This window comes from Nocardia sp. NPDC023733 (assembly GCF_040639775.1).
Classification (GTDB): Bacteria; Actinomycetota; Actinomycetes; order Mycobacteriales; family Mycobacteriaceae; genus Nocardia; species Nocardia rosealba.
In genome coordinates this window covers 1-15955 of record NZ_JBFAAN010000008.1, presented here as the reverse complement: position 1 = coordinate 15955, position 15955 = coordinate 1, and the positions used below count along the sequence as shown (strand labels likewise).

The window sequence follows — 15955 nt, the reverse complement described above, 5'->3', positions numbered from 1 at the left end:
GCGCGGTAAGTGGACCTTGCAGTCCGTATCGAAACTATACTGGACCCTGGAGTCCGTTTAGTGAAGAGGGTGAGGCTGTGATCGCCATGACCGTCCGATTCGGCACAATCGCAGGGTGACTGCACCCCAGTGCGACCCGACGACCGACCATGACGTCGACTGGTCCACCAAGCGATCAGATGCCAGGCGCAATCACGAGCGCGTGGTGGCGGCGGCCGTCGAAGTGTTCGCCGAACACGGCATCGAGGCCACGATTCCGCAGGTCGCCGCCCGTGCGGGCGTCGGTAAGGCGACCGTGTACCGCAGCTTTCCGACCAAGGACGCGCTGGTGCAGGCGGTGGCGCAGTATCAGCGCGCCTGGTTCTACCGCCGCGGCCTCGCCGCCCTGGAACAGCTGAACGCCGGCGGTGACCCGTTGACGATCCTGCGCGACCTGCTCGCCGAAACCGTCGAGCGCCTCGCCAACGACCGGGCCCTCGCCGAAGCACTGCCCGAGACCGCGAAGCCGTCGCCCGCGGGCGAGGAATCGCTGGAGTCGATCATCCTCGCGGGCCAGCGGCAAGGGGTGATCCGCGAGGACGTCACCGCCCGCCACGTGCGCGTACTGCTCGGCGGTGTCGCGGGCAGTCTGTTCCGGCAGCAGGAACGAGACCCCGAGCAGTGGCGGATCTACGGCGAGCTGATCTTCAACGCCGTGAAGAAGGCCTGACCGGCCTCACTAGGTGAGGTAGCGGTACGCGGGGGAGCCCGGTTCCAGGCGTTCGGCCTGGATCGGGGACTCCTCGATGCGGTGCAGCAGCGAGGCCAGGTCGTCGGTGGCGCCGAGTTCGATGCCGACCAGCGCCGCCCCGGTCTCGCGGTTGTTGCGCTTGACGTACTCGAACATGGTGATGTCGTCGTCGGGCCCGAGGACGTCGTCGAGGAAGCGGCGCAGCGCACCCGGTTCCTGCGGGAAGTCCACCAGGAAGTAGTGCTTGAGCCCGCGATGCACCAGGGACCGTTCGATGATCTCGCCGTAGCGCGACACATCGTTGTTGCCGCCCGACACCAGCACCACCACGGTGGAGCCCGGGTCGATGTCGATCTCGGCCAGCGCCGCCGTCGCGAGCGCGCCCGCGGGCTCGGCGATGATGCCCTCGTTCTGGTACAGGTCGAGCATCGCCGTGCAAATGGCGCCCTCGTCGACCTGCATCATCCGGAAAGATGCTGTGCCGGTGGGGGATTGGGTGGTGGTGAGCAACGGGAGCGAAGCGTGCGACACGACCCGGCCACCGAACGACGTCGCCGCCTGGTACGGCAAGTCACCGATGCGGCGCACGGCGGCGCCGTCGACGAACGGGTCGATCTCGGGCAGGGTCACCGGGCCGCTGGCCACCAGCGCCGCCGTCATCGAGGCCGCGCCCGCGGGTTCCACGCCGAGCAGACCGGCGCCCGGCGCGCGCTCGCGCAGGTAGGTGCCGATGCCGGCGAGACAGCCGCCGCCGCCGACCGGCACGACGACGAGATCCGGTGCGGTACCGAGTTGTTCGAGGAATTCGGCGGCGATGGTGCCCTGGCCCGCCGCGGTGCGCGGGTCGTCGAACGGGGGAACCATGGTCGCGCCCGTGCGCGCGACGTCGTCGGCGGCGGCGGCGGCCGCGGCGTCGTAGGTCTCGCCGACCGCGATCAGCTCGACGAACTCGCCGCCGTGGACGCGGATGCGGTCACGCTTCTGCTTGGGGGTGGTCGTCGGGACGTAGATGCGTCCGCGCACGCCCATCGCCTGGCAGGCGAAGGCCACGCCCTGCGCGTGATTACCGGCGCTGGCCGCGACCACACCGGCGGCGCGTTCGGCGTCGGTGAGCTGCACCATCAGGTTGTAGGCGCCGCGCAGCTTGTAGGAGCGCACGGCGGTGAGGTCTTCGCGCTTGAGATACACCTGCGCGCCGGTGCTCGCCGACAGGCGCGGGCTGTACTGCAGGGGTGTCGGCTCGATGATGTCGGAAATTCGCTGCGCGGCCGCATCGATCTCGTCCGCGGTGAGCGGCGGACGGGTCAGGGAAACTTCGGCGACGTCAACGGTGGAGGACACCCGACAATGCTACCGAGGCAGCCACGGGTGTCCGGCGTCGGCGGGTCGGTCAGCGGGGCGTCAGCACGAAGACCGGAATCTCGCGGTCGGTCTTCTTCTGATATTCGGCGTAATCGGGCCAGACCTGCACCGCACGGTCCCACCACAGCGCCTTCTCCTCGCCGAAGACCTCGCGGGCGGTGTAGTCCTTGTTGACTGTGCCGTCGCGCAGTTCGACGTGCGGTTCGGCCTTGATGTTGTAGTACCAGACGGGGTGTTTCGGGGCGCCGCCCAGCGAGGCCACCACGGCGTACTCGCCGTCGTGTTCGACGCGCATCAGTGGTGTCTTGCGCAGCTTGCCGGTCTTCGCGCCCTTGGTGGTGAGCAGGATGACCGGTTTGCCTTGCAACGAGGTGCCCTCGGCACCGCCGGAGGCCTCATAGGCCTCCGCCTGCTCGCGCGCCCAATCGGAAGTGCTCGGTGCGTACTCTCCTGTCAGTGGCATGACCAGCACAACGACGGTTCCGGCTGTGATGTTCCCGACCCCACCCGAAGGTGAGGTTTCGGTGGCCCGAACTCTTGTTTGCGCCTATCCTGTGTGCATGGCAGTGGTGACCCCATCGACAGCATCCGCGACGGTCGACGTCGCCGGCGTCGCGTGGCCGGTCTACAAGCTCGAGGCGCTGGTCGCCGGGCTCGTGGTCGCCGCGCTGCTCCTGCTCGTCGTCGGATCGCCGCAGGTCGCCGTGCTCGCCGCCGCGTCGGTCGCGGCCCTTCGCTGGGTCGTCGGCGCCGCGAACACACATTCCCGGAGCTGACCGGTCACTCGAGGTCGAGCGCGCTCAATTCGCCGCGCGACACCACGCCCAGTTTCGGATAAGCCTTGTACAGGTGATGCCCGACCGTGCGATGACTCAGGAACAACCGGGCGGCGATCTCCCGATTCGACAGTCCTTGCGCGGCCAACCGGACGATCTGTGATTCCTGTGGAGTGAGCAGGCTCAACGGTCCGTCGTCGGCCCGGGCGGTTGTCCCCACACCCAGGGCGCTCAACTCGGTTCGGGCTCGGTCGAGCCAGGGCGCGGCACCGAGCCGATCGAAGACGTCGGCACATTGTTCGAGTTGCGTGCGGGCATCGACTTTGCGTTTGTCCCGGCGGAGCCATTCGCCGTAGAGGAGGCGGGTCCTGGCCTCGTCGAAGGGGCGATTGCCGACGAGGGCGGTGCGGAAATGCGGTTCGGGGTCCTCGGCCAGCAGCGCCTGCCCACGTGCCGCCAAGGCGCCGATCCACTGCTGCTCGGCACGCGCCGACCACTCGATGAGCCTGGTCAGGGCCTCGTTCGCGCGGTCCGTCGCGCCGAGGCGGACGGCGACTTCGATCTGATCCGGCAGCGTGCGCAGGCCGATCACGTGGTGACGTGCAGGTTCGATCGTCATGTGTTCGAGTTCGGCCTGTGCCCGGTCGAGTTTGCCCTCGCCGAGCGCGAGCAGTCCCCGAGCCGCATGGGCCCACGACGCCCCCACCGCCATCGGCCCGCCGAGCTGATCGGCTACCGCGTTCTCCGCCTCGGCGTGGCAGCGCCGTTCGTCACCGTGCAGCGCCGCCAGGTAGGCGAGGAAGGCATGCAGCTGGCTGACCCACTGCGCCTGCCCGATATCGCGGGCGATCCCCAACCCTTCCTCGGCGGCGACCCGGCTCTCCCGTGGCCGCCCACCGAACAGCTGGCATTCGGCACGAAAGAACAGCAGCGGTGCGAGCAGGGCGATGCGCCCCTGCTCCCGGCACTCGGCGATGAGTTCGGCGGCCACCTCGTCGACCTGGTCGTCCTGTCCGACGACGAGCCCACTACCGCACAGCTGCACCAGGTCGGCGGGGTTGTCGGCGCCTGTGGCGCGCGCGGCGTCGACGACGGCGCGCAGGTCCGTGGTTCGCCTGCCCGACACCGAACCGGTCAGATAGCGCGCGATCGGGGTGGCCGGGTCGTCCTCCGCCAACCGCAACGTGGTCAGGAACCCGGCTACCTCGTCGAGCTCGGCAGGACCGAGATACCAGGCCGTGTGCACGGCCCTGGTGAGAATGCGGGCGGCGCTTCCCGGGTCGTCGGCGCGCGCCGCACGGGCCGCCGACATGAACCGACGATGCGCGGAACCCGGTGTACCCGAAGCGAACTCGGCTTGCGCACGCACCAGCTCGAGCCGCTGGCCGTACTCGCCACCACCATGCTGAGCGGCCGCGCGCTCGGCCAGCCGCGCAGCCTGCTCGCTGAGCCCGGCCTCGGTCGCCGTCTCGGCGGCCAGCACCAGCCGCCGCACCCGCGCCGCACTGTCGACGCTCAGCGCCGCCGCCCGGTCGTAGGCCGCGACCGCCCCGTGAAAACCCGTGCGGCGACGCGTCCGATCGGCGGTGTTCTCCAACGCGGTCGCGGCCTCCTCGTCGGGCCCTGTCGCCGCGCAAGCCAAATGCCAGGCCCGCAGATCGGCATCGTGGTCATCGGGGAGTGCCCGAGTACCAAGGTCGATCGATCCGTCGATAGCGGTCGCCGAGCCGTGGGTGCCGGTCGTTGGGACCGCGGTGTCGGTTATCGGGCCGTGGGCACCGTTCACCGAAGAGGTGATGACAGTCGTCGAGCTGCCGGTACCGGCGGCGTCGAGCCCAGAGGGCGAAGGCGCCGCGAGATCTCCTGCCACCGATGTATGCGCTGTCGGTGCGTAGGCGGCGGCGAGTGCGCGGTGGGCGGCGAGTCGCTGGGTCAATGCCGCACCCTGGTAGACCGCCGAGCGCAGTAGCGGGTGGCGCCAGGTGAGTCGTCCGGTGTCGAGGTCGATCATGTCCGCGTCCTGTGCCGGTTGCAGGTCCGGCAGTCCCGCACCGAGGGTGGTGGCGGCCTGCAGTACTCGTCCGATGTCCGCCGTGCCCGCCGCGGCGGCGACCAGGAGGACGGTGCGGGTGGCGGGCGGAAGCTTCGCGATGCGGCTGTGGAAGGCCAGCTGCAGGCGCTGCGTCAGGGGGAGCGGGTTCGCCGCATCCACATCGCTGTCGCTGAGGACCGACGGAAGTTCCAGCAGGGCAAGGGGATTGCCGCCCGATTCGGCGAGCAGACGGTAGCGGGTGGCCGGTGACAACCGCGTCGTGCCCGCATCGAGTAGTGCGGCGGCGGCCTCGGGCGGCAGACCGGTCAAGGTGAGTTCCGTCAGTCCGGGTGCCGGGAAGTCGTCGGAACCGGTGCGGGCCGCGAACAACATCACCACCCCCTCGGCATCGAGCCTGCGAGCCGCGAACAGCAGGGCATCCGCCGTGGCCTGATCCAGCCAGTGCGCGTCGTCGACGATGCACAGCAGCGGTCCGTCGGCGGCTTCCTCGGCCAACAGCGTCAGCACCGCGAGGCCGATGAGCATCCGGTCGGCCGGTGCGTGCTCGCCGAGGCCGAAGGCCGCCTCGAGTGCGTCGCGCTGGCGGGGCGGCAACTGCCCGACCAGTTCGATCCCCGGCTTCACCAGCAGATGTAGTGCGGCGAAGGGCAATTCGGCCTCGGATTCGATACCCGCGCTTCGCACCGTCGGAAGCCCCTGCGCCGCAGCATAATCCAGCAGAGCCGACTTTCCGATGCCTGCCTCACCGCGGATCACGAGGGCCGCGCTGCGCCCGGCACGTGCACCGGCGAGCAGGTCGTCGAGCATGGCCTGTTCGGCGTCGCGTCCGTGCAGCATGTGCTCAACCGTATCGCCGTACCGGCGATGACAGTAGCCGCGTCGCGAAAGTACCTATAGGCGACTGATTCGCCGACCCCCACTCAGCCCATAACGTTGGTGTCATCGCAGAAACAACGAGCGAAACACCAGCTCAGAGACTATTTCGGAGGTCGAGATGAACACCATCGTCGCGCAGTACCTGGAAGCCTGGAACACCCGCGAGCCCGGCGCCCGCCGCTCCGCGGTAGCCCGGCTGTTCACCCCGCAGGTCGGCTACGTCGACCCGATGGTCGCGGTGAACGGACACGCCGAACTCGAAGCCGCCATCGCCGGCGTGCAGACCCAGTTCCCCGACTGGACCTTCCGGCTGGCCGGCCCGGTCGACGCCCACCACGACCAGGTCCGCTTCACCTGGGGTCTCGGCCCCGCCGACGGTGACGCCGTGGTGATCGGCTTCGACGTCGCAGTCCTCGTCGACGGCCGCATCGACCGCGTCTACGGCTTCCTCGACCACGTTCCCGCCGCCGCCTGAAACCCCTTCACACACCAGGAGATCCGCCATGACCACCGCCACTCGCCCCGGCCGTCTGTCCGCCCTGCTCACCTCCGGGGAGAACCTGCTCCGCCTGTCGCTGCGCACCGATGCCGTCGTCACCGGCGCCAACGGCATCGCCTATCTCGCCCTCGCGGTTCCGCTCGAGCGCCTGCTCGGCCTCGACACCACCGCGAGCCTGGCGATCGGCGCCTTCCTCACCGCCTACGGCCTGGCCGTCGCCGTCATCGGTGCCAGGTCGCCGATCAACCGGACCGCCGCGGCCGGTGTCGCGATCGGCAACGCCGCCTGGGTGCTGGCCAGCCTCGCCGCGGTGGTCACGGGCGCACTGAACCTCACGACTGTCGGCGCGGTCTGGGCCGTGATGCAGGCGATGACGGTCGGCGCCTTCGCCGCACTGCAGTACCTGGGCCTGCGACGCTGAACCGGACGCGGGACCGCCGAGGCGGTCCCGCGTTTCTCAGCGCACCAGCAGCGCGACCGGTAACCGGGTGAACAACGTGTCGAGCCGCACGGTGCCCGAATAGGTGTTGCCGGTCAACCTGTCGGTCCAGGTGCCTTCGGGCAGGGGCAAGGTGGTGTCGGTCCACCCCGTCGTGGCCAACCCGACCGAATGCCGGGTGGCCGCGACGATCACCTCGGGCGATTCCCCGGCGGGCCCGCGCCCGTAGGCGACGAGCCGGTGCGCGTGCTCGCCGACCGCGTAGAACGGCCGATACATCCCGCCGACGAAGCATTCCGGCCGCTCCCGCCGCAACCACAGCGCGTAGGCGACCACCCACATCTTCGCCGCGCCCGTGGTGTCCAGAGTCGGTGTGTCGGTGAGGGATTGGAGCATTCCCGCGCGCACCGCGAAGTTCACCGGCCGCCGGTTGTCGGGGTCGACCAGCGAGTCCTCCCACACCTCGGTGCCCTGATAGATATCCGGGATCCCCGGCGCGCACAGCTGCAGCAGCTTCTGCGACACCGCGTCCGACCAGGCATGCGGTGCCAGCTCGTGCGCCAGATCGCCGATCCCGGTGCCGACGGGCCCGTCGATCACGGCGTCGAGCCAGGCGTGCACCGCCGACTCGAACTGCGCGTCGGGTTCCTCCCACGACGTCTTGGTCCCGGCCTCCCGGATCGACTTCTCCGCGAACAGATGCAACCGATCGCGCAGCCCCGGCACCGACGACGCGGGCCGCCCGTCGGCGGGCCACACCCCGAACATGTTCTGCAACAGGAACAGTGCCGTGGCACCGTCGGGCGCCGGGGTGGTTTCGAGCCAGCCACGCACCCGCTCCGACCAGAGCTCGGCCACCTGCGAGAGCACGCCGATCCGGGCGCGCACATCCTCGCCGCGCTTGGTGTCGTGCGTCGACAGTGTGGTCATGGTCGCCGGCCAGCGCTGCGCGCGCTCACTATTGGACAGGTGGAAATCGTTGACCGAATGGCCGAACCGCGCCGGGTTCCCACCCACTTCCTGCAGCGACACCAACCGCGCACCCTGATAGAACATGGTGTCCTCCACCGCTTTCGCGGTGATCGCCCCACACACCTGGTTGAACCGCGTCGCCGCCTCCCCGCCGACAGCCAGCGCCGTCACCAGCACCGACAGCGGCGCCGTGAGTTCGGCGTTGCGCTTCTCCACCTCCGCGACCACCGCCGCGGTCATCCCGGCCAGCGGTGCGTAATCCACCCGGTACACGGGCATGAACGCCAGCACCTCGATGGTCGCGTTGCTCACGGCAAGGGTGTCGAAACTGCCCGCGTTGCCGTCGCGTTTGATCGCGGCGACCAGCCGCCGGATCTCCGGTGCCAGGATGGTCTCGGCGACCGCCCGTTTGATCCGGTGCTCGGTCTCACCGAACCAGGCGCGATCGCTGCCGTGCCCGGCCACCTGTTGTGACAGCTCGGTGAGCGCGGGTTCACCGGCCGGGTCGATGAGCACCCCGCCCACGTCGGCCAGTGCGTCGTACCCCGTGGTGCCGTCGATCGGCAGGGTGGCGTCGAGCGGTTCACGATTGGCGAGGATCTTCTCGACCAACAGCAACCGCTTGGGACCGATCAGACGACGCAATCGCGTGAGATACGCACTGGGATAGGCCAACCCATCCGGGTGATCCACCCGGACACCGTCGATCAGGTCGTGTTCGCACCAGGCGGCCAGTTCCCGGTGCGTCGCCTCGAACACCTCCGGGTCCTCCTGGCGGACTGCGGCCAGGCTGTTCACCGCGAAGAACCGCCGGTAGGTGCACACCCCGGCCTTCCAGCTCACCAGCCGGTAGTGCTGGCGGTCGTGGATGCGCAGCGCGTTGTCACCGTCGGTGCCGGGCGCGATCGGGAACCGCAGATCGTGCAGCGCGAGCATCGGCTCGGGACCGGACCGGTCGACGGTGAGCGCGGCCGGATCGTTCTCGTTCTGCAGCACCGGCAGCGCCAGCCGCCCGCCCGCACCGTTGCTCGGACTCCAGTCGATGTCGAAGTACCTGGCGTACGGCGACTTCCGGCCCAGCCGCAGCACATCCCACCACCACGGATTCTGCTGCGGATCGCCGACTCCGACGTGGTTGGGCACCAGATCGACGATCAAACCCATTCCGCGACTGCGCACTTCGTCCGACAGCGCTTTGAGTCCCGCGGGCCCGCCGAGCGCGGCCGACACCGTGGTCGGATCGGTGACGTCGTACCCGTGCGTCGACCCATGTGCCGCGGTGAGGATCGGGGACAGGTACAGATGCGAAATCCCCAGCTGCTGCAGGTATTCGGCAATGGCCCGGGCATCGCCGAACGTGAGCGCGTCGGGACGCAACTGGAGGCGGTAGGTGCTGCGCACCGTGCTCGGGCGGATCGGCGCGCGGTGCAGCCGGGTCAGGGGATCGGTCACGTAGGTCTCGGTCATCGTCTCGCTAGGCGGTTCGGCGCAATACGAGCAGGCAGCGGCTGGGAACGGGCAGCACCGACGCCGCCGCATGAACGGCTTCGGCGGCACCGGTGGGGGTCGAACAATCCAGGGCGAGCGCCCATTCAGCACCGAACTCCGGCCCGGGCAGCACGAAATCGAGCGCTTCGTCGTGCGCATTGAAGCACAGCAGGAACGAGTCGTCGCTGATCCGTTCCCCGCGCGGGCCGGGCTCGGGAATGCCGTCGCCGTCGAGCAGCACGGCGAGGGATTTGCCGAATCCGCTGTGCCAGTCGTCGGTGGTCATCTCCGCCCCGGCGGGCGTGAACCAGGCGATCTCGCGGCGATGCCCCTCGCCGTCGGCCGGACCAGGGGCGAGGAAGCGGCGGCGCCGGAAGATCGGATGCTCGGTACGCAACGCGATCACCGAACGGGTGAATTCGATCAGGTCCGCGTTCTTCTGCGCCAGCGACCAATCCATCCACGCCAGCGGCGAGTCCTGGCAGTACACATTGTTGTTGCCGAGCTGGGTGCGGCCCATCTCGTCACCGTGGGCCAGCATCGGCGTGCCCTGGCTCAGGATCAGCGTCGCCAGCAGATTGCGCTGCTGACGCGCCCGCAGTGCCTCCACCTCGGGGTCGTCGGTCGGTCCTTCGACACCGCAGTTCCACGAGCGGTTGTGGCTTTCGCCGTCGCGGTTGCCCTCGCCGTTGGCCTCGTTGTGTTTCTCGTTGTAGGACACGAGGTCCCGCAAGGTGAATCCGTCGTGCGCGGTGACGAAGTTGATGCTCGCGCCGGGCCGCCGCCCGGTCGGCTCGTACAGATCCGACGACCCGGTGAGCCGGGAGGCGAACTCACCCAATGTCGCCGGTTCACCACGCCAATAATCGCGCACCGTATCGCGGTACTTGCCGTTCCACTCCGTCCACAGGCTGGGAAAGTTGCCAACCTGATAACCGCCCTCGCCCACATCCCACGGCTCGGCGATGAGCTTCACCTGACTCACCACCGGATCCTGGTGCACGAGGTCGAAGAATGCGGAAAGCCGGTCCACATCGTGCAATTCGCGCGCGAGCGTCGCGGCGAGGTCGAAGCGGAAGCCGTCGACGTGCATATCGAGAATCCAGTAGCGCAGCGAATCCATGATGAGCTGCAGAGTGTGCGGATGACGCACATTGAGACTGTTGCCGGTGCCGGTGAAATCCTTGTAATGCTCGGGGTTCTCGTCGTCGAGCCGGTAGTAGGCGGCATTGTCGATACCGCGCAGGCTCAGGATCGGCCCCAGATGATTGCCCTCGCCGGTGTGGTTGTAGACCACATCGAGAATCACCTCGATGCCCTCGGCGTGCATCGCCCGCACCATCGCCTTGAACTCGGCGACCGCGGCGTCCCCGGTGCGGCGGGAGGCGTACTCGTTGTGCGGGGCCAGATACCCGATGCTGTTGTAGCCCCAGTAGTTTCGCAGCCCCTGATCGGTGAGCACGTGATCGTGGAAGAACTGATGCACCGGCATGAGTTCGATCGCCGTGACACCGAGCGCTTTCAGATGCCCGATGATCGCCGGATGTGCCAGCCCCGCATAGGTGCCGCGTAGTTCGTCGGGGATGTCGGGGTGCGTCATGGTCATGCCCTTGACGTGCGCCTCGTAGATCACCGTCTCGTGGTACGGCCGATTCGGTGGCCGGTCGTTGCCCCAATCGAAGAAGGGATTGATGACCACCCCGGTCATGGTGTGGCCCAGCGAATCCGAGCCGTAGGTGTAGAGCGAGGGGTCGTTGACGAACTCGCCGTCGAAGGCCTTGCCGTACGGGTCGAGCAGCAGTTTGCCCGGATCGCAGCGCAGCCCGAGCTCGGGCTCGTAGGGCCCGTGGACGCGGAACCCGTAGCGCTGACCGGGAACGACCGACGGCAGATAGGCGTGCCAGACGTAACCGTCCACCTCGTCCAGATCCACCCGCGTCTCGGACCCGTCCTCGCCGATCAGGCACAGCTCCACCCGGGTGGCCACCTCGGAGAACACCGAGAAGTTCGTGCCCCCGCCGTCGTAGGTGGCACCGAGCGGGTAAGCCGTGCCCGGCCACACGCTCAACGGCGTCACCTCACCAGTCCGGTCGTTGGGGCTCGACATGCTACGACAGTAGAGGAATCCGCGTGTTGACCGCGCGTGCTCGCGCTGGGTGCTGCGTCACCCCGCCATCAGCCGCCGCGCGTAGCCCGTGCGCCGGGCCAGCGCGGCGAGCCCGCCGAAAACCCACCGTTGCAGCAGCGCGGGCGGACCGGCCAGGTAGCCGTCCTGGTACTCCCACAGCAGCGCGAGCGCCAGCGGGTTGCGGGGCACTCGCTGCTCGGTGGTCTTGTTCGCGTTGTCCAGCCCACTCCAGAACTCGAACATCTCCCAGTGCCGCAACGGCGGGCGGATCACGTGGTCCATCACCGTGCCCTCGGCCTCGTTCCAGAATTCGTGCACGGCACGCGGCGGTGCGGTGACGGTGTCGCCCGGTCCGGCGACGATGTCGGCGCCATCGATACGGAAGCGCACCCGCCCGCTCCGGATCGTCCACGTCTCGCTGATCTCGGGATGCCAGTGCGGGCCCGCCTGCCTGCCGGTGCGCGGCAGCTCGTGCTCGAGCCGGAGATAGGCGCCGTGCTCGTCGGCGCCGCGGTCGACGAGGGTGACCCGATGCCCGTTGCGGAAGGTGAGGACGGTGCCGGTGCGTGCCATAACCAAGATATAAAGGTAACCTTCCTATATGTCAAGGTCTACGCTGCTGAAACTCCTGGTCCAGGCCACCGATGCCTACGAACGGGAACTCGACAACGCCCTGCGCGCAACCCTCGGCGCCGAACTGCGACCCGCGCACTACGCGGTCTTCCGCTATCTGGCGCCGAACGGCTCGCGAGTGACCGCCCTGGCCGAGTCGGCCGGCATGACCCAGCAGTCGATGGGGGAGCTGGTCACTCACCTCGAGCGTTTCGGTCATGTCGAGCGCATCGCTGATCCCGCCGACAAACGCGCACGTCTGATCGTGCCGACGGCGAAGGGTCGCGATGCCCTTGCTGTGGCCGCCCGCGAGATCCGGCGCATCGAGGCCGCGATCGCGGGCGAACTCGGCGCGGACTCGCTCGGCGATGTCCGCGCGGCCCTGGCCCGGATTCCCGATGTGGTCGCGAATCTGTCCGCAGTCGCCGACAGGTGATAACTTGAACAGCGTTCAAGGCCGTCGCAGGCGGCACCGGGCAACGACGAGGACACGCTGTGGACCTGACCCCCGAGCAGATCACCGCCCTGGACGCCGACCACGTCTGGCACCCCTACGGCGGTTTCCCGGCTACCACCGAACCGCTGGTGGTGGCGAGCGCGGCGGGCACCCGGCTCACCCTGGCCGACGGTCGTGAACTCGTCGACGGAATGAGTTCCTGGTGGGCGGCCGTGCACGGCTACCGGCATCCCGTGCTCGACGAAGCTCTCTTCGCGCAGTCGCAGCGGATGAGTCACGTGATGTTCGGTGGGCTCACCCACGAACCCGCCACCCGCCTCGCGCAGCTACTCGTCGAGATCACTCCCGTGGGCCTGGACAAGGTGTTCCTCTGCGACTCCGGCTCGGTCTCGGTGGAAGTGGCCGCGAAGATGTGCCTGCAGTACTGGCGGGCGCTCGGCCGTCCGGCCAAGAACCGCCTGCTCACGTGGCGAGGCGGCTACCACGGCGACACCTTCACACCGATGAGCGTCTGCGATCCCGAGGGCGGGATGCACGTGCTGTGGACCGATGTCCTCACCGATCAGGTCTTCGTGCCCGCCCCGCCTCGCGAATTCACCCAGGACTACGTCGCCGAACTCGAACACGCGATCCACACCCATCGCGACGAGGTGGCCGCCGTCATCGTCGAGCCCGTCGTGCAGGGCGCGGGCGGTATGCGCTGGCACGATCCGCGCTATCTCACCGAGCTGCGCCGCATCTGCGACGCGAACGACGTGCTGCTCGTCTTCGACGAGATCGCCACAGGCTTCGGCCGCACCGGCGCGCTGTTCGCCGCCGACCACGCCGGGGTCGCCCCGGATGTCATGTGTGTGGGCAAGGCGCTGACCGGCGGCTATCTCACCCTCGCCGCCGCGCTGTGCACCACTCGTATCGCTGAAACCATCAGCGCCGCGCACGGCGGTCTGATGCACGGGCCGACCTTCATGGGCAACCCGCTGGCGTGCGCGGTCGCGGTGGCGTCGATCGAACTGCTGCGCTCGCGTGATTGGCGCGGTGAGGTCGCACGGATCGAAAGCGAGCTGCGCGAAGGTCTCGCACCGGTCGCCGACCTGCCGGGGGTAGTCGAGGTGCGTGTGCTCGGGGCCATCGGCGTCGTCGAACTCGCCGAACCCGTCGACATGCGCGCAGCCACCGATGCCGCTGTCGACGCCGGTGCTTGGCTGCGTCCTTTCCGCAATCTCGTCTACACCATGCCCCCGTTCATCAGCAGTTCCGCCGATATCGCCGCGATCACCGGCGCCGTGCACGCCGCTGTGAAAGCCTCGCTCCGATGACCGGCCTGAACGGTGTTCAAGTATCCTCCTCGACTGTGACTACGGACCCGTTGAGCTGGCTGGACGAACGCGCCACCGCGCGCACCGCCGCCGGGCTGCGCAGGCACCTGCGCGTGCGCGAACCTGAGCAGGCGAGCATCGACCTCGCCTCCAACGACTACCTCGGCCTGGTACGCCACCCGGAAGTGATCGAGGGCGCGATCGCCGCGGTCCGCCGTTGGGGCGCGGGTTCCACCGGTTCGCGGCTGGTCACCGGAACCACCGCCGAACACGAGCTCCTGGAAACCGAACTGGCCGAATTCGTCGGCGCCGAAACAGGATTGGTCTTCGCCTCCGGTTACGCCGCCAACCTGGGTGTGGTCACCGCCCTGGCCGGGCGCGACAGCTTCGTCGTCTCCGACGCGGGCAGCCACGCCTCGCTCGTCGATGCGTGCAGGCTCTCGCGTGCCCGGATCGCCGTCGCACCGCACCGCGATGTCGCCGCCGTCGACCGGCTGCTGGCCGAGCGCGTCGAGGAGCGGGCGCTCGTCCTCACCGACTCGGTCTTCAGCGCCGACGGCGACCTCGCACCGCTGGCCGACCTGCACCGGATCACCCGGGCCAACGGTGCGGTCCTCGTCGTAGACGAAGCCCACGGGCTCGGCGTCCGCGGTGCCGGCGGCAGGGGATTGGTGCACGAGCTGGGCTTGGCGGGTCAGCCCGACCTCGTCATCACCGCCACCCTGTCGAAGGCGTTCGCCGCCCAAGGCGGAGTAGTGCTCGCCGACAACAGGATTCGTGCCCATCTCATCGATGCCGCCCGCACCTTCATCTTCGACACCGGCCTGGCGCCCGCTGCCGTCGGCGCTGCCCGCGCGGCCCTGTCACTGCTGCGCCGCGACCCGGCCATGGCCACCCGTGTCCTGGACCGCGCGGCGGACATCGCCCGCGTCGCGGGCGTGCCCGAACCGACCTCGGCCGTGGTCTCGGTCGTTCTCGGCGACGCCCAACGCGCCTTCGACGCCGCTCAGGCGTGCCGAGCGCGCGGGCTCGAAGTCGGTTGCTTCCGTCCACCGTCGGTCCCCGAGGGCACCTCGCGTCTTCGCCTCACCGCCCGCGCCGACCTCACCGCCACCGAACTGGACACCATCGCCGAGGTGCTCGGCGCGGTACTGGCCGAGGCCCGTGGGGACGCGCTGGTCGTCTGACACTGTCGCCCGCATGAACCTGGGCAGGTAGGGAACGGATCGGTGATGAACCGAGGAATGGTGAGGTAGTGAGATGGGTGTTCTTCTGGTCAGCGGTACGTCGACCGATGTCGGCAAAACCGTCGCGACCGCCGCGCTGGCCGCGGCCGCCCGGGCCGAAGGCCGCACGGTCGCGGTCTGCAAACCGGCCCAGACCGGCATAGCGCCCGGTGAACCCGGCGACCTCGCCGATATCACCCGCCTGACCGGCGTCACCCGCACCCTCGAGCTGGCCCGCTACCCGGAACCGCTCGCCCCCGACACCGCCGCCCGCCGGGCAGGCATGCCCTTGTTGACGCTCGCGGAGACGGTCGCAGGTATCGAGACACTCGCCGACGCCGACCTGGTACTCGTCGAAGGGGCGGGCGGGCTGCTGGTCCGGATGGGGGAGTTCACCCTGCTCGACCTCGCCGAGAAACTCGGCGCCCCCGTTCTGGTCGTGGCTGCCGCCGGCCTGGGCACGCTCAACCACAGCGAACTCACCACAAGAACTCTTGCTGCAGCGGGAGTTCGCTGCGCCGGGCTCGTCATCGGCGCCTGGCCCGATGAACCCGACCTCGCTTCCGAGTGCAACCGCCACGATCTGCCTCGGATCACCGGAACTCCGTTGCTCGGCGTCATACCCGCAGGGGTGGGACGGTGGGACCGCGACCGGTTCACCGCTACAGCTCCGGGTTGGTTCGACCAAGATCTGAAAAACCTACTCTGACCAGCGGATTTGACTTCGTGTTTGGCGGCACGTAACTTAGTTCGAGTCAGAGCGACACGGACACCGACTCAGCCCCGCTGAGACACGAGGTAGTACGATGAGCGCCTGACTGATTGCGTGTTCAGGGCTTGACCGGATTTGCGTCCGGCGGGTCGCTTGGACTACAGTACGAACCCTTGCCGCACAGAAACCTCGACTGAACGTCGGGTCGGAAGTGTGTGCGTGTGTTCTTTGAGAACTCAATAGTGTGTCGATGAATGTCAGTGCCAATATTTTTATTGGTTCCAGCCTTCGCGTACCCCCCGGTCGTGG

14 protein-coding genes are annotated in these 15955 nt (G+C 68.6%); 8 read left to right on the top strand and 6 right to left on the bottom strand.

Annotation, left to right across the window (positions count from 1 at the left end; translation table 11 throughout):
* Window positions 1–115: 115 nt before the first annotated feature.
* Entirely contained in the window at window positions 116–709 is a 594-nt protein-coding gene (locus tag AB0F86_RS24985; protein WP_356986214.1) for a TetR/AcrR family transcriptional regulator, read from the top strand.
* Between the two features lie 9 nt (window positions 710–718).
* Here AB0F86_RS24985 and ilvA read toward each other — a convergent pair whose 3' ends face one another.
* Together ilvA and AB0F86_RS24975 are read right to left on the bottom strand one after the other, a co-directional pair.
* Complete coding sequence (gene ilvA, locus AB0F86_RS24980) at window positions 719–2071, bottom strand: threonine ammonia-lyase IlvA (RefSeq protein ID WP_225282295.1); 1353 nt, start codon at window positions 2069–2071, stop codon at window positions 719–721.
* Between the two features lie 49 nt (window positions 2072–2120).
* Window positions 2121–2555, bottom strand: a complete 435-nt coding sequence (locus AB0F86_RS24975) for a nitroreductase family deazaflavin-dependent oxidoreductase (protein ID WP_181700639.1) — start codon at window positions 2553–2555, stop codon at window positions 2121–2123.
* 97 nt (window positions 2556–2652) lie between these two features.
* On the opposite strand from AB0F86_RS24975, the gene AB0F86_RS24970 reads away from it, so the two are divergent.
* The gene (locus AB0F86_RS24970) at window positions 2653–2868 is read left to right on the top strand and encodes a hypothetical protein (protein ID WP_356986216.1); all 216 of its coding nucleotides are present in this window, start codon (window positions 2653–2655) and stop codon (window positions 2866–2868) included.
* A 4-nt stretch (window positions 2869–2872) separates the two neighbouring features.
* Here the strand turns inward: AB0F86_RS24970 and AB0F86_RS24965 are convergent, their stop codons facing one another.
* The gene (locus AB0F86_RS24965; RefSeq protein WP_356986218.1) at window positions 2873–5758 is read right to left on the bottom strand and encodes an AAA family ATPase; all 2886 of its coding nucleotides are present in this window, start codon (window positions 5756–5758) and stop codon (window positions 2873–2875) included.
* A gap of 157 nt (window positions 5759–5915) precedes the next feature.
* On the opposite strand from AB0F86_RS24965, the gene AB0F86_RS24960 reads away from it, so the two are divergent.
* Both AB0F86_RS24960 and AB0F86_RS24955 read left to right on the top strand, forming a co-directional pair.
* Window positions 5916–6272, top strand: coding sequence for a nuclear transport factor 2 family protein (locus AB0F86_RS24960; RefSeq protein WP_356986220.1), 357 nt, complete (start codon window positions 5916–5918; stop codon window positions 6270–6272).
* 28 nt (window positions 6273–6300) lie between these two features.
* Entirely contained in the window at window positions 6301–6717 is a 417-nt protein-coding gene (locus tag AB0F86_RS24955) for a hypothetical protein (RefSeq protein ID WP_181700647.1), read from the top strand.
* A 36-nt stretch (window positions 6718–6753) separates the two neighbouring features.
* Here AB0F86_RS24955 and treY read toward each other — a convergent pair whose 3' ends face one another.
* Genes treY through AB0F86_RS24940 form a run of 3 tightly spaced genes read right to left on the bottom strand, consistent with a single transcriptional unit; the run spans window position 6754 to window position 11896 of the window.
* Window positions 6754–9174: a malto-oligosyltrehalose synthase gene (gene treY, locus AB0F86_RS24950; protein ID WP_356986222.1), complete on the bottom strand. Its 2421-nt coding sequence runs from the start codon at window positions 9172–9174 to the stop codon at window positions 6754–6756.
* A 7-nt stretch (window positions 9175–9181) separates the two neighbouring features.
* Entirely contained in the window at window positions 9182–11302 is a 2121-nt protein-coding gene (gene glgX, locus AB0F86_RS24945) for a glycogen debranching protein GlgX (protein ID WP_356986224.1), read from the bottom strand.
* A gap of 57 nt (window positions 11303–11359) precedes the next feature.
* Window positions 11360–11896 (bottom strand): cupin domain-containing protein, encoded by a 537-nt coding sequence (locus AB0F86_RS24940; protein WP_356986226.1) that lies wholly within the window; start codon window positions 11894–11896, stop codon window positions 11360–11362.
* Between the two features lie 28 nt (window positions 11897–11924).
* Between AB0F86_RS24940 and AB0F86_RS24935 the strand changes: the two genes are divergently transcribed.
* From AB0F86_RS24935 to bioD, 4 genes are all read left to right on the top strand, one after another.
* The gene (locus AB0F86_RS24935; RefSeq protein WP_356986227.1) at window positions 11925–12371 is read left to right on the top strand and encodes a MarR family transcriptional regulator; all 447 of its coding nucleotides are present in this window, start codon (window positions 11925–11927) and stop codon (window positions 12369–12371) included.
* A 59-nt stretch (window positions 12372–12430) separates the two neighbouring features.
* The gene (locus AB0F86_RS24930; RefSeq protein ID WP_356986228.1) at window positions 12431–13708 is read left to right on the top strand and encodes an adenosylmethionine--8-amino-7-oxononanoate transaminase; all 1278 of its coding nucleotides are present in this window, start codon (window positions 12431–12433) and stop codon (window positions 13706–13708) included.
* 35 nt (window positions 13709–13743) lie between these two features.
* A complete protein-coding gene (locus tag AB0F86_RS24925) occupies window positions 13744–14895 on the top strand; it encodes an 8-amino-7-oxononanoate synthase (RefSeq protein WP_356986229.1) in 1152 nt (383 codons plus the stop codon).
* Window positions 14896–14968: 73 nt separating this feature from the next.
* Entirely contained in the window at window positions 14969–15643 is a 675-nt protein-coding gene (gene bioD, locus AB0F86_RS24920; RefSeq protein WP_356986230.1) for a dethiobiotin synthase, read from the top strand.
* The last annotated feature ends 312 nt before the right edge of the window (window positions 15644–15955 follow it).